The organism is Sphingorhabdus sp., from assembly GCF_040079335.1.
Classification (GTDB): Bacteria; Pseudomonadota; Alphaproteobacteria; order Sphingomonadales; family Sphingomonadaceae; genus Sphingorhabdus_B.
Map to the genome: position 1 here is coordinate 17,395 of NZ_JBEBKL010000020.1, position 17,166 is coordinate 34,560.

General features: G+C 59.4%; 14 protein-coding genes. 4 read left to right on the forward strand and 10 right to left on the reverse strand.

Translation table 11 applies throughout. The annotated features are described in order from the left end of the window. Positions 1–128: 128 nt before the first annotated feature. From thiL to hisG, 4 genes are read right to left on the reverse strand one after another with little or no spacing between them, the layout of a single operon-like run. On the reverse strand, positions 129–1,046 hold the full coding sequence (gene thiL, locus ABL922_RS07400; RefSeq protein WP_349023594.1) for a thiamine-phosphate kinase: 918 nt from the start codon (positions 1,044–1,046) through the stop codon (positions 129–131). Then, positions 1,043–1,492, reverse strand: a complete 450-nt coding sequence (gene nusB, locus ABL922_RS07405; RefSeq protein WP_349023571.1) for a transcription antitermination factor NusB — start codon at positions 1,490–1,492, stop codon at positions 1,043–1,045. Before nusB ends, thiL begins: the two co-directional genes overlap by 4 nt. Beyond that, complete coding sequence (gene hisD, locus ABL922_RS07410) at positions 1,489–2,778, reverse strand: histidinol dehydrogenase (RefSeq protein ID WP_349023572.1); 1,290 nt, start codon at positions 2,776–2,778, stop codon at positions 1,489–1,491. Before hisD ends, nusB begins: the two co-directional genes overlap by 4 nt. Further along, entirely contained in the window at positions 2,771–3,421 is a 651-nt protein-coding gene (gene hisG, locus ABL922_RS07415) for an ATP phosphoribosyltransferase (RefSeq protein WP_349023573.1), read from the reverse strand. The genes hisD and hisG overlap by 8 nt, the downstream gene beginning before the upstream one ends. A gap of 48 nt (positions 3,422–3,469) precedes the next feature. Here hisG and ABL922_RS07420 point away from each other — a divergent pair, with 48 nt between their 5' ends. Beyond that, positions 3,470–4,510, forward strand: coding sequence for a DUF2332 family protein (locus tag ABL922_RS07420; protein WP_349023574.1), 1,041 nt, complete (start codon positions 3,470–3,472; stop codon positions 4,508–4,510). Here ABL922_RS07420 and ABL922_RS07425 read toward each other — a convergent pair. The 4 genes from ABL922_RS07425 to ABL922_RS07440 form a co-directional block, all read right to left on the reverse strand. Further along, a complete protein-coding gene (locus ABL922_RS07425; RefSeq protein WP_349023575.1) occupies positions 4,485–5,720 on the reverse strand; it encodes a low temperature requirement protein A in 1,236 nt (411 codons plus the stop codon). The two genes, ABL922_RS07420 and ABL922_RS07425, sit on opposite strands and share 26 nt — an antisense overlap. A gap of 11 nt (positions 5,721–5,731) precedes the next feature. Further along, positions 5,732–6,646: an alpha/beta hydrolase gene (locus ABL922_RS07430; protein WP_349023576.1), complete on the reverse strand. Its 915-nt coding sequence runs from the start codon at positions 6,644–6,646 to the stop codon at positions 5,732–5,734. Between the two features lie 72 nt (positions 6,647–6,718). After that, on the reverse strand, positions 6,719–7,600 hold the full coding sequence (locus ABL922_RS07435) for a pirin family protein (RefSeq protein ID WP_349023577.1): 882 nt from the start codon (positions 7,598–7,600) through the stop codon (positions 6,719–6,721). Between the two features lie 2 nt (positions 7,601–7,602). Then, the gene (locus ABL922_RS07440) at positions 7,603–7,878 is read right to left on the reverse strand and encodes a BolA family protein (protein ID WP_349023578.1); all 276 of its coding nucleotides are present in this window, start codon (positions 7,876–7,878) and stop codon (positions 7,603–7,605) included. A gap of 45 nt (positions 7,879–7,923) precedes the next feature. Between ABL922_RS07440 and ABL922_RS07445 the strand changes: the two genes are divergently transcribed. The 3 genes from ABL922_RS07445 to ABL922_RS07455 are packed head-to-tail and all read left to right on the forward strand — an operon-like array spanning position 7,924 to position 11,328. Next, positions 7,924–8,532 carry a DnaJ domain-containing protein gene (locus ABL922_RS07445; protein WP_349023579.1) on the forward strand — a complete coding sequence of 203 codons (609 nt, stop codon included), beginning with the start codon at positions 7,924–7,926 and terminating at the stop codon, positions 8,530–8,532. Between the two features lie 11 nt (positions 8,533–8,543). Further along, complete coding sequence (cobS, locus tag ABL922_RS07450; protein WP_349023580.1) at positions 8,544–9,536, forward strand: cobaltochelatase subunit CobS; 993 nt, start codon at positions 8,544–8,546, stop codon at positions 9,534–9,536. Between the two features lies 1 nt (position 9,537). Next, positions 9,538–11,328 (forward strand): NAD(P)/FAD-dependent oxidoreductase, encoded by a 1,791-nt coding sequence (locus tag ABL922_RS07455; protein ID WP_349023581.1) that lies wholly within the window; start codon positions 9,538–9,540, stop codon positions 11,326–11,328. Between the two features lie 33 nt (positions 11,329–11,361). Here ABL922_RS07455 and ABL922_RS07460 read toward each other — a convergent pair whose 3' ends face one another. After that, entirely contained in the window at positions 11,362–14,661 is a 3,300-nt protein-coding gene (locus tag ABL922_RS07460; protein ID WP_349023582.1) for an amidohydrolase family protein, read from the reverse strand. Positions 14,662–15,065: 404 nt separating this feature from the next. Beyond that, positions 15,066–17,159, reverse strand: a complete 2,094-nt coding sequence (locus ABL922_RS07465) for a bifunctional (p)ppGpp synthetase/guanosine-3',5'-bis(diphosphate) 3'-pyrophosphohydrolase (RefSeq protein WP_349023583.1) — start codon at positions 17,157–17,159, stop codon at positions 15,066–15,068. Between the last annotated feature and the right edge of the window lie 7 nt (positions 17,160–17,166).

Sequence of the window (17,166 nt, forward strand, 5' to 3'; positions counted from 1 at the left end):
TTCCTTCCCCCTAAATTCCCACTTTTTTTGCGACCGCGCCCGAGAGGACAAGGGCGCAAGCCGCGCTGCTATGCTGTGGATTAAAGGCTTAGGCAACCCTTAAAAGCCGCAGGAATCAGCCAAATGAGTCAATGGTGTTGATAACCGAGCGAGGGGGGCAGTGGTATGGGCAGGTCGGCCTCAAACAGCGCGATTCCCGAACCGACTATCACACGGCCGATAGCGGTTGCCGGAACGGGCAAAGTGATGCCCGAAGGTGCCGTGAAAAGCAGTTGGTAGTCGTCACCCCACGAGGTCGCCTGCAAGCGGCTATCTAGGCTGTCGCCGCGCATCGCGCGATAGGCGGCGCTGAGCGGGATCGCATCGATGTTGATCCGGATTTCAACCTTGCTTGCGGCGGCCATGCGTTCGGCATCGAGCAGCAGGCCATCGGAAACGTCCATCATCGCGGTCACGATGGCGGCCAGCGCTTGTCCCTCGCTTAACCTCGCCACAGGCCGGTGATAGGCAGAGGTCAGTTCGTCAACACCTTCCAACCCGGCTTCAGCAAGCTCGAAACCCGCCAGTGCATCTCCAAGCGTGCCGGTGACATAAAGCACATCCTCTGCCCGTGCGCCGCTCCGCGACGGCACTGGTAAATGTGTAGCAGCACCGACGGCAGTCAATCCCACCGCCCTTTTGTCACCCTTGTTTGAAACCGTATCGCCGCCCAGCAGCGGAACCTCATAGTGTGCCAACGCACGTTGCAACCCCTCGGCAAAGCGCTTGTCCCAGTTGCTGACTCCCAGCATGAACCCCAGCAGCACACCCAATGGTCGCGCACCTTTGGCTGCAAGGTCGGAAAGGTTCACTGACACCAGTTTCCATGCGACATCTGCAGGGTCGGCTTTGGGCAACCAATGCACATCCTCCGCCATCATGTCGTGGGTAAGAATTAGGGTTTCGCTGCCGAGATCGATAACGGCCGTATCGTCCATCAATCCGCGCGCCGCGGGGTCACGCGCTATTGCGCGCATCATTTCGATGAAGGCGGATTCAGCGGTCAGGCCCGCTTTTCCTTTGCCACGGCATCGAGCAAGCCATTGACGAACTTGGCGTCTTTCTTGTCAAAAAAGGCATGCGCCACGTCGACATATTCGTCGATCACCGCCCCGGTCGGCACATCTGCGCGCGCAAGCAATTCATAGGCGCCGGCACGAAGCACTTGCAGCATCGTCTTGTCGAGGCGCCCAATCTTCCATTGCTCACCCAGCTTGGCTTCGATCAAGGCGTCAATCTCTTCGCGCCGAGCATCAACACCTGCAACCAGATCATCAAAAAAGTCGATATCGGCTTCGGCATATTGCGCATCTTCGATTTCGGCACCCAGACGGTGGGCGTGAAATTCGGACAGCAGACGGGCGATCCCGATCGACTCCATGTCCATCTGGTAAAGCGCCTGCACGGCGGCGAGCCGCGCGGCGGCGCGGGCTTTGGAACGGGGTTTGCTCATAATCTCTTTCTCACGCTTTCGGCATGCGCGGGCAGGCCCTCGGCTTCGGCCAAGGCCAGAGCCGCCGGGCCAATCGCCTTCAGCGCCTTTTTGTCGAGCGCGATGAAGCTGGTGCGCTTCATAAAATCGAGCACCGACAGCCCTGACGAAAAGCGGGCACGGCGTCCGGTTGGCAGCACATGGTTCGGGCCAGCGACATAATCGCCAATCGCTTCAGGCGTCATGCGGCCAAGGAAAACCGAACCGGCATGGCGAACCAGATCGAACAGCTTTTCAGCGCGCTTGTCGTCGACAGCCAGTTCCAGATGCTCGGCTGCCAGCCGGTTGACCAGCGGCATGGCTGTTTCAAGCTTATGGACGACAACGATCGCGCCATTGGTCTGCCAGCTTTCGGATGCAACCTTTGTTGTTGCGAGCTGCGCGAGTTGCATGTCGACTTGCGCAGCCACTCTGTCTGCAAATTCGGCATCGTCGGTGAACAGGATCGACTGGCTGGTCGGATCATGCTCGGCCTGACTTAGCAGGTCTGCGGCGATCCATTCGGGCTTGTTTTTGCCATCTGCAACGACAACAATCTCGGACGGGCCGGCGACCATGTCGATACCGACCACACCATAAAGCTGGCGCTTTGCTTCCGCCACCCAAGCGTTGCCGGGGCCGGTGATCACATCAACCGGCGATATGCGGTCGGTACCATAAGCGAGCGCGGCAATCGCCTGCGCGCCGCCCAGTCGCCATATTTCATCGACCCCTGCCAGATAGGCGGCAGCCATGACGGTCTGATTGACCTCACCCTGCGGCGTCGGTGTGACCATCACAAGACGTTCGACGCCCGCAACCTTTGCCGGAATGGCGTTCATCAACACCGAGGATGGATAGGCCGCGCGACCGCCGGGCACATAAACGCCAGCAGCATCAACCGCGCTCCAGCGCGCACCCAGCCGCACACCTTCCTTGTCGCGATAGTCCCGATCCTTGGGCAGTTGCGCCTTGTGATAGGCCTTGATGCGCTGCGCCGCGAGTTTCAGCGCATCGCGCAGTTCCGGCGCCAGTGCCTGATAGGCGGCCTTGCATTCCTCCGCCGTAATCAGCCAGCCCTGCTCGCTCAGGCTGAAACCGTCAAAGCGCTCAGTCAGCTCCAGAAGGGCGACATCGCCGCGCGCGCGGACATCGCGGATCGTCTGCTCGACGATAGCCGAAACATCGGCCTCGGCCTCGCGCCGACCACTCACCAGCTTGTCAAACTGGCGGTCGAAATCCGGCTGACTGATCGAAAGCCTAAGCACCGACTGCCGCCCGGAATTTTTCGACCAGAGCTGCGACCCGTTCGTCGGTCTTGAAAGCAGCCCGGTTGGCGACAAGGCGCGCCGAGACATCGGCAATCTTTTCCACCTCCACCAACCCGTTTTCCTTGAGCGTTTTGCCCGACGACACAAGGTCGACAATGCGGCTTGAAAGGCCCAGCAGGGGCGCGATTTCCATCGCTCCGTTCAGCTTCACACATTCCGCCTGCACCCCGCGCGCGGCGAAGTGTTTGCGTGTCAGATTGGGGTATTTGGTCGCGACGCGGACGTGGCTCCAGCTACGCGGATCGTCGGTTGCTGCCAGTTCGGCAGGCTCTGCGACAGAGATGCGGCAATGGCCAATGTCGAGGTCGACCGGGGCGTAAAGCTCCGAATAGTCGAACTCGTCGATCACGTCCGAACCCACGATGCCCGCCTGCGCGGCACCATGCGCGACGAAGGTCGCAACGTCGAAGGCGCGCACACGGATGATCCGCACGCCCGAGTCGTTGGTGTCGAACATCAGCGCACGGCTCTCCTTATCGAAGAAGGCCGCTTCGGGTTCGATTCCGGCAGCCTGCATCAACGGCAAAGCTTCGTCGAGAATTCGTCCCTTGGGGATGGCAAAGATGATTGGCGCAGTCATTGTCGGCGCGCTTTACTTGTGCGATGCAGCAAGGGCAAGGAGTAGTGCATGTCCGAAGCGATACGAAATGCCTTTCGTCAGCAGGCCGCCGGATGCCGCGCGATGCACTCGCCGCTGACGGCAGATGTTCTCGATACATTGGCGATAATACTCGACCACAATAGTCGCACCGGGGCGCGAATAGTGGATTGGCCCGGCGACCCGATGGCAGACGCGCTGAAACTACGGATTGCCGGGGGATTGCACGCCTTGGCGCGGTCAGGTCAGGACGCTGAGTTGACGGCTTTGTATATAACCGGAGCGAGCGATTTTGACGCCGTGCTGAAGCGTGTTTTGGTCGAATGGGACGACTGGCTCTACCCGTGGCTCGACAGCCCTCCGCAAACCAACGAGGTCGGACGCAGCGCCGCCCTGATGGCTGGATTGATGGTCGCGGCAAAGCGACTCGCCATGCCTATCGAACTGCTCGAACTGGGATCGAGTGCCGGTCTCAATCTCAACCTCGACCGCTTCTACTACAATCTGGGGGGACTGAAGGCAGGACCGAGCGACGCAGCAGTACGCATTATGCCAGATTGGAAGGGCGATGCGCCCGACGGCAAATGGCCGCAAATCAATGCTCGAAACGGTGTAGACCAAAACCCGCTCGATGTCCGCGATGAAGCTATCGCTGCCCGGTTGCTCGCTTATTGCTGGCCCGACCAGCACGAGCGGTTGGCGCGGCTGGAGGCGGCGATTGCGACTGCGCGAGCGCATCCTCCGGCTGTCGAAGCAGGCGATGCCGCAGACTGGATCGAACGCAAACTGGCGGAACCTCAATCCGAGGGCATCGTGCGCATCGTCATGCACAGCGTGTTCTGGCAATATATGCCTGCCCACGCCCAAGTCCGGACCGAGGCGGCTATTCTGAAAGCAGCTGAAGCGGCGACCGAGGATCGCCCCCTCGGCTGGCTGTCATTCGAGCCCGATCCGCCCGCCATTTCGCCGATGCAATTGCAGCTGAGGCTGTGGCCCTCGGGTGACGAGCTGCATCTGGCCGCCTGTCACCCGCACGGCGCGTCGATCAGCTGGTTCGGCCGAACCGGTTAAACAACGGCCCCATCCAGGGGGCCCAGCGTTGCCAGCCACCGTGCAGCGAAAACCATTCCCATATGGCGGTAAAGAGCAGCACTGCAGTTGCAGACACGCCCACGGTCAGCGGTTGCCAATGCCCCAGCCAGCCACCTACGCCGACGACGGCCAGAGCGAATAGCCCGAGAAAGTGCGAAAAGGGCGGAATGCGCGCGCCTGACGTCACCCATTTGAACATCTGGTTGCCGAACAGAAACAGCATAGGTCCGCCAATAGCCACGATAATGAAGGACAGGTCGCTATGGCCGACAGGATGCGCGAGCATCTTCTCGTCTGCTACAGCAGTCACCACGACGCCAGCCACGATCGGAATGTGCAGATAGGTGTAGGCCGTCCGCGCAAGCAGACCGACATTCTCGCTTTCGGCAATCAGCTGCGAACCCCGTTTCGCGCCGATATCGAAATATATCCACCACATGGTGGCGATTCCGATAAAGCTGGCGATAAACGCTATCCATGTCGGCGTAGTTCGTTGCAGATCGGCAAAGGTCGCCCCGGTAAGCAACACCGCCTCGCCCAGCGCAATGATCATGAACAGTGCGCAGCGTTCGGCCATATGCGCGCCCGAAATGTCCCAATCGCTCGGTTTGGAGCGGCCATATCCGGGTGTAGGGAACAAGGTGTAGGGACCGGCATATTCAACAGCCAGGGCAGCGACCCAGAACAGCAGGCGCATGGTCGGTTCGCTAAGCGCACCCGCGATCCAGAGTGGCAGCGAAAGCAGAAACCAGAATGCTATCCGGATGAAGTTGCGTCTCCGTCCGTCATTCACGCCTGCCGATGCCCAGACCATGTAAAGCGTGCGGAATAGCTGCATGAAAACATAGGATAAGGCAAAGAGCAGGCCATTGGCTTCAAATGCTTCCGGAATGGCCGCAGACAGCGCCAGACCCGATGTCATCAATATGATCAGCATCAGCCGCACATGCGCGCGTTCGGGATCCAGCCAGTTGGTGACCCAGCTCGTATAGATCCACACCCACCAGACCGCGAGCAACAGCACCAGCGTTTCCAACGCCCCTAACGGTGTCAGGTGCGCCAGCAAACGGTGCGATAATTGGGTGATCGCAAAGACAAAAACGAGGTCGAAAAACAGCTCGATATAGGTGACAGGGCTGTGGTTATGCGCGTCGCGCGTGCGAAACAGATGCGGGCGTGGCTTGCTCATAGAGGCAGGTCTTACGCCAAAAATTTCTCCAATGCAGCAATCACCGCGTCGGGCTTTTCCCAAGTTACAAAATGGCCGCAATTAGCCACGCGTTCGATGTGGATATTGGGGACCAGTTCCTCGATGCCTTCGATATTGGACGGCGACAGCGCCTTGTCTTCCATCGCCCAGACCAGCAATGTGGGGATGTTCAGTTTGGGAAAGGCACCTGCTGCCCATTTAGGCACGTCCGCTGCTGCACCTATCAACGGAACCGTAATGTTTGAAGCGCGGTACCAGTTCAACATCGCAACCGCAGCGTCGCGATCTTCCCAGCCTGCTAGCAGTTCGCCATATTCATAGGCATCCATCGCCTCCGGTTTCTGCCAGCCCCAGACCCGTTGCAGCAACGGCAGCAACCCGCCCTTGGCAATGATCGCATCACTCGCTGAATCACGAAAAAAGCGGATATATTGTGCCGATGCCCGCTGGATGGGATCGTTGACTATGGCTCGTTGGTAAATGCAAGGATGCGGCGCATTGGCGATCATAGCCCGCGTCACGCGCCCAGCCCATTGCGGGCTCAATCCTCCTGCTTGGCCATTGAGCGCGACACTCCAGGCTATCGCACCGCCCCAGTCATGCCCGGCGATCGTGAAATTCTCGACATCGAGAGCATCTGCCAGCGCAAAAACATCAGCGGTCAATTGATCGGCAGTGTAAGCGTTGACGTCCGTCGGCTTGGAGGAACCACGATATCCACGCTGATCCGGCGCGATACAATAATAGTTTTCGGAGAGCGCAAGTAACTGATGCCGCCAGGTGCGATGAGATTCAGGGAATCCGTGCAGAAAAATTATCGGTTGATTTGATGGATCGCCAATTACGCAGCAATCGAGTTCCACATCTGTCGAAAGATATATGCGCCTTAAAGACGATTTCAGCACAATATTCTCCGCGACCCAGACCTACAAAGAATTGTATTAACAGGAAAAAGCGAAGCGTATTGTATAAATTTGTCAAATCTCGCTGCGCGTCAGCGGAATTTCGGGGATCGGGATCGATTCTATTTCATCGCCCGGAACTTTTGGAAAGCGACCGGCCTTCCAATCATCTTTCGCCTGATTGATCCGGTCGCGCGAAGAACTGACAAAATTCCACCAGACATGGCGCGGTGTCTTGAAGGCTTCACCGCCCAGCAGCATCACGTGCGCATCGCTTCCGGCGCGCAATGTCATCGGTACACCCGGCTGCAGGATATAGAGGCTGTGCGTTTCCAGCGGTTGCCCATCAAGGCTGGCTTCACCCATTGCGACAAGGACCGCGCGTTCGTCGGCTTGCGCGTCGATCAGCAAGGCGGCCCCTGCGTTCATTGCAATGTCCGCATAGATGGTTTCGGCATGCTGGGTGGTGGGCGCGGTCGCACCCCACAAACTGCCCATGATGATCCGCGCGGTCACTCCTTCGCCGTCGATCTGCGGCAATTGATCGGCTGCGACATGTTCAAAGGCTGGATCGATCTCTTCCTTGCCATCGGGCAGTGCAAGCCATGTCTGCATGCCCGAAATTGGCGAGCCGCTGGCGCGCTCGGCTGCAGGTGTGCGTTCCGAATGCACGATGCCCCTGCCCGCCGTCATCAGGTTGAGCGCCCCCGGCCGGATTGTCGCATAAGTGCCCAGACTGTCGCGATGGTCGATCGCGCCTTCGAATAAATAGGTCACTGTCGCCAAATTGATATGCGGATGCGGGCGGACGTCCATGCCCTGCCCGATATCGAAATGCGCAGGGCCGAACTGGTCAACGAAGATGAACGGCCCCACCATGATCCGCGCCTTGCTGGGCAGGGTCCGGCGAACCTTGAACATGCCCAGATCGTGCGAGGTCGGGGTGACTACCAGCATAACTACTCCCCGGGTGCCTGCGCCTTGATCGCCAGCGCATGCACGCGCTCACCCGGCAGATCGCCGAGCGCTTTGTTCACCATCCGCTGCCGCAACACGCGGTTGACCCCTGCAAAGGCGGCGCTTTCGATTTCGACGGTGAAGTGGCTTTCACCCGAGCCATCGTCGCCGCTATGGCCGCGATGCTTGCCGCTGTCGTTGATCACAGCAAGATATGTCGGGGAGAAGGCTGCGCTGAGCAACGCTTCCATTTCTGTTTGGATAGGCCCTTTTGTCATGGCTTCCCTCTTCCCATATCGCGTGTCTTTGGCCAAGGGGAAAGCATGTCTGCACCGCGCAATCCAGACCGATTCCATGGCCGTATGCGCGGGTCGCAGCAGGTGTGCCAGCACCCGCGCTGCCAGCATCCGGGCGAATTCCGGGCGCCGAACCCCTATGGCCGCCCTCCGGGTCCCAACGGTCCCGGCGACTATCTGTATTTCTGTCTCGATCATGTCCGCGAATTCAATGCAGGCTATGACTGGTTCGAAGGGCTGACTGCGGAAGAGATTGCGGCTGCGCAAAGTCCGCTAAACGTCTGGCCGAGCGAAACACGGGCGTTCAAGGCGAGTGGTGGTGCCGATTCGCCACCCCGCTGGGCCGATTTCCACGACCCGCTGGATGCCATTTCGGCGCGCTTCAAAAAGCGGATGGAAGCCGCAACACCGCAACCCCGAAGCGACGGCAAATTCCTATCCAGCGAAGATCGCAGCGCCCTAAAGACGCTAGGGCTTGGCCAAGATGCCGACCGCAAGGCGGTGCGCTCGGCTTACTCGCTGCTTGTCCGCAAATATCATCCCGACAAAAATGGTGGTGACCGCACCCACGAAAAGGCTTTGCAAGACGTGATTGCCGCTTATACGCACCTCAAAACCGCGCCAGCCTTTATCTGACGAGCTAGACCATGACCGACATACCGAACATCCAGCCTGACAGCCGGGCAACCACTATCCTCGATGCACCCGACACCCAGGTGAATGTGCGCGAGATGTTTGGCATCGACGTCGATATGGAATGCCCCGCATTCAGCGAAGCCGACGAGCGCGTGCCCGACATGGACGACAGCTATGTCTTCGACCCGGACACCACGCTCGCGATCCTCGCAGGCTTTGCCTATAACCGCCGCGTGATGGTGCAGGGCTATCACGGCACCGGTAAGTCGACCCATATCGAACAGGTCGCCGCCCGCCTCAAATGGCCGTGTATCCGGATCAACCTCGACGCACATATCAGCCGTATCGACCTGATCGGCCGCGATGCCATCGTGCTGCGCGACGGCGTGCAGGTGACCGAATTCCGCGAAGGCCTGTTGCCCTGGGCTTTGCAGACGCCGACCGCGCTCGTGTTCGATGAATATGATGCCGGTCGCCCCGACGTGATGTTCGTGATCCAGCGCGTGCTCGAAACCGAGGGTAAGCTGACGCTGCTCGACCAGAACCGAGTCATCCGCCCCAACCCCTGGTTCCGCCTGTTTGCGACCGCCAATACGGTGGGCCTTGGCGACACCAGCGGGCTGTATCATGGCACACAGCAGATCAACCAGGGCCAGATGGACCGCTGGAACATCGTCGTGGGCCTCAACTATCTGCCTGCACAGGTCGAGAGCGAGATCGTCCTCGCCAAGGCCGGGGGCGATGCCGCGCAGATTGCCAATATGGTCAAGGTCGCCGACCTGACCCGTCAGGGCTTTATCAACGGCGATATCTCGACCGTGATGAGCCCGCGTACGGTGATCACCTGGGCGCAGAATGCCGCCATCTTCAAGGATGTCGGCTTCGCTTTCCGCCTGTCGTTCCTTAACAAGTGCGACGACGCGGAACGGGCGCTGGTGGCCGAATATTACCAGCGGGTTTTCGGCAAGGACTTACCGGAAAGTGTAGCAGCGAAAGCGGGATAATATGACACTCGACATAGAGACGATCCGTTCAAAATATGCGGAAGAACGCGACAAGCGCGTTCGTGCAGATGGCAATGATCAATATGTCGAGATTGCGGGCAGGTTCGCCCATTATAAAGAAGACCCCTATATTCCGGTACAACCGCGCGAGCCGGTTACCGACCATGTGACCTTTGCCTTTATCGGCGGTGGCTTTGCCGGGCTGGTGACAGCCGCCAAGCTCAAGGAAGCTGGCGTCGAGGATGTCCGCATCGTCGAAAAGGGCGGCGATTTTGGCGGCACCTGGTATTGGAACCGCTATCCGGGCGCGCAATGCGATACTGCTTCGATGATCTATATGCCGCTGCTCGAAGAGACGGGGCATATGCCGTCGGAACGCTATGCCCACGCCCCTGAGATCCTCTCGCACTGCCAGCGCATTGGCAACACATTCGGGCTGTATGATAACGCCCTGCTCCACACCGAAGTCACCGCGCTTGAATGGGATGACGCCCATGCGCGCTGGGTAATCCGCACCAATCGCGGCGATGCCTTTACCGCGCAATTTGTTGGCCTCGGCACCGGGCCACTGCACGTTGCAAAGCTGCCCGGCATTGCAGGCATCGAGAATTTCAAAGGGCACAGCTTCCACACCAGCCGGTGGGACTATGGCTATACCGGCGGCAGCCCCGAAGGCGCGCCGATGACCAAGCTGGCCGACAAACGCGTCGCTATCATCGGAACGGGTGCAACATCGGTGCAGGCGGTTCCGCATCTGTCGCGCGATGCGAAGGAACTCTTCGTTTTCCAGCGCACCCCATCGTCGGTCGATGCGCGCAACAACGGGCCGATCGACCCCGACTGGTTTGACCAGATTTCGGAACCCGGCTGGCAATATAAATGGCTCGAAAATTTCGCCGCGCATTTCTCCGGCATCGGCATTCCGGAAGTCGATCTGGTCGCCGACGGCTGGACCGACATGTCGCGCCGGATGCGCGCCAAAATGGTCGATCTGCCGCCGGAGCAACTGAATCCGGAAGGCATCTTGGCTGCCTTCGAGGAAACCGATCACCAGAAAATGGAAGAAATCCGCGCGCGGGCGGAAGCGATCGTCAACGACAAGGAAACGGCGGAAAAGCTGAAGGCATGGTACCGCCAGCTTTGCAAGCGCCCATGCTTCCACGACGCCTATCTGCAGTCATTCAACAATCCGAACACCCATTTGATCGATACCGATGGCAAGGGCGTTGAACGGATTACCGAAAACGGTCTTGTGGTCGGCGGCAAGGAATATGAGGTCGATTGCATCATCTATGCGTCGGGCTTTGAAGTCGGCACCAGCTATCAGCGGCGCTCGGGCTTTGACACCATCGGCAAGGACGGCGTGAAGCTATCCGACTATTGGGCAGAGGGCATGCGCAGCCTGCACGGCATCCATGTTCATGGATTCCCCAACATGTTCATCGTCCATCCGGCGCAGGGCGCGAACCTGATTTCGAACGTGCCGCACAATCTGGTCGATTCCGCCAAGACGATCTCGACGATTGTCAGCCACACCCTGCAATCCGGCCACCGAACCAACGAAGTGACCAAGCAGGCGGAGGATGACTGGCTCGCCTTGTTGTCGACCGGCATGGGGCTGATCATCGGCGGCACCGATTGCACCCCCGGCTATTACAACAATGAAGGCCAAGGCTGGGAAGGAACCCCTGCTGCGCTGGGCACCGGCTATCCCGCAGGCGCGGTCGCCTATTTCAACTATATTGATGGCTGGCGCAATTCCGGCAAGTTTGAGGGTCTGGCTTTCGCCTAAAGACCTGAGCCAACGGCTCAGGTCTTGTGCGTCTCAATCTCCGTCCTGATGCCCCGCCGCTTCGCTGGCGCCCGCAGATCCGCTGCCACCGCCCTGCCCCGCTTCCCACCAATAGGCAGGCCGTTTGCGGTTGCCGGTGATTTCCTCGTTCAGCGTTGCCGCGTCGTAGAGGCGACCGTTGATGATCACCTTGGCGATCTTTTCGGAGTTGCGGATATCGGCGGTGGGATCGGCATCTAACACCACCAGGTCAGCCAGCTTGCCCGCCTCGAGCGATCCCACATCCTTGTCATAGCCAAGCGAGCGCGCGGATTCGATGGTGCCTGCACGCAGCGCTTCCACCGGCGTCATGCCGCCACGCACGAAGGACCAAAGTTCCCAATGCGCGGCGATGCCGGGTTCCTGCCCATGCGCGCCAATCGACACTGGCACACCTAGCCGCGCCAGCTTGGCCGCTTCACGCGCGCTTTCATCGTCGACATAATTGTCTTCGGGCGCAATGGTTCGGCGGGCATTATTTGCAATCAGCACCGATTCCGGGACATGCTTTTGCAGCAAGGGCTGCTTCCACACATCAGTATGCGCACGCCAATAGGGGTCGGCTGCGGGGCCGCCATAGGTCACGACCAATGTCGGCGTGTAACCCACTTTTGAGCGCGAGAAGAATTGCTGCACATCCTGATAAAAGGTTTCGACAGGGACATTATGTTCGACAGTCGTGTTGCCATCGGCAATCAGTGTCATGTCGAGCCCGAAGAGCGAACCACCCTCGGCGACCGAGCGCATATTCTCCTCAATCGCTGCCGCCACAACCTGCTGGCGCTGGTCACGACGGGGCTGATTGTAATTTTTGATGCTGTGCGCGCCTTGCGCCTTCAGGCGGCGGATATGCGCCAACGCGTCGGCCTTGCTATCGATCTGCGCATAGACATGCGGGTTCTTTGCGCCATAGACGATCTCGCCGGTCGAAAAGCTGCGCGGGCCGATTATCTTGCCCGCACGCACCATTTCCAGAGCCGGGAACACCAGCGCCGAACGGCTCGACGGATCATGCCGGGTTGTAACGCCCAGCGCGAGATTGACCGTTTCGGCCCAGTTCACTTGGGGGGTAAATTCGTCGACACCATAGGGCCCATGCGCATGCGCGTCGATCAGGCCGGGGATGATCGTCTTGCCGCTGACGTCGACGGTTGGCGTACCGGCCGGGATCGTCGTCGAGGCCAGATCGCCGACTAGGGCAATCCGGTTGCCTTCGATCAGGACCACCCCATTTTCGATGATGCCGCCATCGGCACCCGCCATCGTCACCACCCGCGCTCCTACCAGCGCCACGCGACCGCTTGGCTTATCGGCATTGACGCGCATGGAGAGCGATACGCCGGTTTTCGGCGGTTCGAACTTCACCGGCTTCGCATCCTTGGCGAGCGGCGCATTGGCGAATAGCGCGCTGCGATCGGCGCTGAACAATGTCGGCCCGAGCGACCAGTGCAGCTTCGCGCCACCCGTCGACCAGTGGATCCAATCCGCGCCATCGCCGCTGGCTTTGGTCACCGGCATCGGCCCGCCATTGGGCGAAGCCGTGACCGCCTGTGTTCCCGGCATCAACGGCATCACGAAAGCCTGATAATTTTGCCGGAAAGCGAAATGGGTGCCGTCGGGTGACACGCTATAGGCATTGACCATTTCCCCCTCGGCATGGGTGCGCTTTGCTTCACCGTTCAGGTCGGAGCTGACGAGTTTCGCGCCCTTTCCATCGCTGGTGGTGAAGAAAACCCGGTCGCTCGATGCGCCAAAATGCGGTGCTTCCCCGTCGCGCGAAATGCGCGTAGCCGCGCCGCCGCTTGCGGGCACGCGATATATGCCCGGCTCGGCGGAGGCGCGAGGGTTTACAAGGCCTCCTCCGCTGCCCTTTTCAAAGACAATCGTCTTGCCATCGGGCGCGAAGCGCGGGCGGGCATAATGGCCGGTCGCCTTGGTTATCGCGCGGCTGGTGCCGCCACTGGCCGCCACGCTGTGGATGGCGCCCAGTTCCGCATCGGTCCAGCGGACAAAGGCTATGCTTTTGCCGTCTGGCGACCATGCAGGATAGGCCTCCATTGCCGCATTATCGTTGGTCAGACGGCGGGGTTCGCCGCCAGCCATAGGTTTGACCCACAATTTGCCCAGCGTTTCGAACAGCACCTTGCTGCCATCGGGCGAAACTACGGCTCCGCGCGGGATTTTGGTTTCAAAGCTGTCGGGCGCAACAGCGACTGGCGGACGCGGCGGGTCGATCACACCACGGCTATCCTCAATCCGGAAGGGGATGATTTCGCTCGCCCCACTGCCGATATTCAGTTTGCGCAGCTTCCCGCCCGCCCAAAACACAAGCGCCGAACTATCAGGCGTCCACGCCATATTCGGATAAACGCCGGTCACCGCCCAGGTTTCCTGCACATCCTGATCGAGCGTGTCGAATATCTTGCGGTCCGTGCCTGCCTCCAGATCGCGCAGATAGAGCTTTGACCGTGTTTTTTCGCGCCGCACATAGGCCAGCTTCTTGCCATCGGGCGAAGGTGTGGGACGCACCGCACCACCTTCCCCGCCGACAACAGTTTCGGTCTCGCCGGTTTCTATGGTGTAGCGTTCGATCGCGAACAGTTGATTGTTCGAATCCTGCGCATATTCGAAAATCGGCCCGGGCGTCGTGTTGCGTGTATAATAGATATGTTTGCCGCCGGGCGCGAAAATCGGTTCGCCCAATTCCTTCTGGTGGGTTTCATTGGGCTTCTTGACCAGCGGCACACCGGCGCCACCCGAAACATGGTAGAGCCACACTTCGCCCGTGCCCAATGAACGCTGCGTCGTGAAGTGCTTTTTCGCCGCGATGAACTGGCCATCGGGGCTCCAACTGGCCTGATTCAGCAGGCGGAAATCTTCCTTGGTCAACTGGCGCTTGTCCGAGCCATCGGCATTCATCACCCAGATATTGTCGCCACCGCCACGATCCGATGTGAAGGACACCCGTTTGCCATCGGGCGAGAAGCGCGGTTGCGTTTCATAGGCCAGCCCTTCGGCAATACGCGTCGGCGTGCCACCTGCAATCGGCATCGTATAAATGTCACCCAGCATGTCGAACGCGACCGTCCGCCCATCGGGGCTGATATCGACATTCATCCATGTGCCCTCGTCGACCGAAATCGGGATTTCACGGATCGTCAACCCGGGGGGTGCCGAAACATCCCACTTCGCCTCTTCCTTCTTGTCCTGCGCATAAGACGGCGTCGACAAAATTCCCCACGTTGCGGCTAGTGCCAAAGCCGAACGTGAAACCGAAGCGAGATGCATTTTCATGAAAGGTCCTCCTGTTGACCGCTATTGGGTGCGCCGTGGAGCAAGTCAATGCGCTGCAAAAGTTCGTTTCGACGAACGACGCACTCGCCCCGTCTCACCTCACCCCCGGCCATTCATCTGCCAGCAATGTGTAAAATGCAGTCACCAAAAGCAACAGGAAGGGATTCGCTGTTTCGGGGGCAGTGGAGGTCGCAAATGTCGGGAGTTTTTCGCGAAGGGCATAATAAGCCCCGCCCGCGGCGCAGGGAGCCGCTCAAAATTGGTCCAAGTCCAAATCCCTGGAAGAAGCGAGCCGCACTGGGCATTCCGCTGCTTTTTCTAGCGCTTGTTTCAATGTTAGTCGCAACGCGCGGCACAACCGCAGATGAGGTCGATCTGGCCAGCACATTCAGTTCTTCGGGGGGCTAACCGAAGACGCGGTCTGCCTGCGCCACGGCATCCGATGCGCGCAAGGCAGACAAGATGCGCATCAGGTGAGGAAGGTCGTGCACTTCGAGGTCAACCTCGAAGGTGTGAAAGCTCGCGTCGCGCGATGTCATCCGCAGATTGATGATGTTCGCTTTGTGAAAGCCGAAAATTCCGGCCATTTCCGCCAACATGCCGGGGCGGTTGTGGATGATCACGCGCAGCCGAGCCGAACCACCGTCACTGCCCTGCCCCCAGCTCAGGTCGAGCCAATCGCCTTCGGTATCGCCACTCAGCCGCTCGCAATGGATTGTATGGACTTCGACCGGTCGGCCTTCCCGGCGCAGCCCGACGATACGATCGCCCGGAACAGGGTGGCAGCATTCACCCAATTCGAACGAAACGCCCGGCGTCAGCCCGCGAATTGAAATGGCGCGTTCTTGCGTAGGCCAGTCTTTTTCGTCTTCTCCGGGATCGAAGCCCGGTACCAGCGCCTCCATCACACGGCGGTCGCTCAGCTTGCCCGAACCGATGGCCAGCATCAGTTCTTCTTCATTGTCGAGCTGCACGCGGCCCAATGCCGCTTTGATGGCTTTTGCGCCGATCTTTCCGGGTAGTCTCGAACAGATATCCTCGAACAACTGCCGTCCGAGCTGGATAAGTTCATCGCGTTCCCGATGCCGCACATGGCGGCGGATCGCCGCGCGCGCCTTGCCGGTTGCAACAAAGTTCAGCCAAGCAGGCTCGGGCTGGTGCGCCTTGCTCGAAAGGATTTCGACCATATCGCCATTGTTGAGCAGAGTGCGCAGCGGCACATGCCGCCCGTTAACTTTGGCCCCAACAGCGCGGTCACCAAGGTCGGTGTGCACCGCATAGGCAAAATCGACCGGGGTTGAACCCTTGGGCAACTGATGCAGCGCGCCCTTGGGCGTAAATGCAAAGATGCGATCCTGATACATCGCCATCCGCGTGTTTTCGAGCAGCTCTTCGGGGTCCTGGCTGGTTTCCAGAATCTCGATCAGGTCGCGCAGCCACCCTGCCTGCCCGTCAGGGGCATCATCCTGTTTGTAGGCCCAGTGCGCGGCGAGGCCATATTCGGCGGCGCGATGCATTTCCTGACTACGGATCTGCACCTCGACCCGCATATTCTGCGCGAACATGATCGTGGTGTGGATCGAACGATAGCCGTTGCGTTTGGGTGTCGAAATGAAGTCCTTGAAACGCCCGGGCACCATCTGCCAGCGACGATGCAGGGCACCGAGAGCCCGGTAACAGCTTTCGGTATCGTCAACGATGACGCGAAATGCATTTATGTCGCTCAGCTGCTCAAACGCGACATGGCGTTCCTGCATCTTCTTCCAGATCGAAAAAGGATGCTTCTCGCGACCCGAAACCCGTGCCTTCAGCCCGACACGCTCCATCGAGTTGGCGATCGACTGGCTGATTTCCTCAATCAGCTTGTCACCATTTTCGCGGATTTGCGCCAGTCGCGTCGTTATTGTCTGAAAGGCTTCGGGTTCCAGCTGCTCGAATGCCAGCAGCTGCATCTCGTGCATATATTCATACATGCCGATCCGCTCGGCGAGCGGAGCATAGATGTCCATCGTCTCCTTGGCGATGCGGCGGCGCTTTTCGGGACTCTTAATGAAATGCAGCGTCCGCATATTGTGCAGCCGGTCGGCCAGCTTGACCAGCAGCACGCGGATATCATCCGAAATCGCGAGCAGGAATTTGCGCAAATTTTCTGCCGCCCGCTCGTCCTCGGTCTGCGCCTCGATCTTGGATAGCTTGGTGACGCCATCGACCAGCCGAGCAACTTCGGGCCCAAAACGATTTTCGATGTCCTCAATCGAAGTGAGCGTATCTTCGACAGTATCGTGGAGCAGCGCGGTGATGATGGTGTCTTCATCCATCTTCAGTTCGGTCATCAGTCCGGCGACCTCTACCGGATGGCTGAAATAGGGATCGCCGCTGGCGCGTTTTTGAGTGCCATGCATCTGGACGGTAAAGACATAGGCGCGGTTGAGCCGATCTTCATCAACCTCCGGGTCATAAGCGCGAACCCGCTCCACCAGTTCATATTGCCGCATCATTACAGCC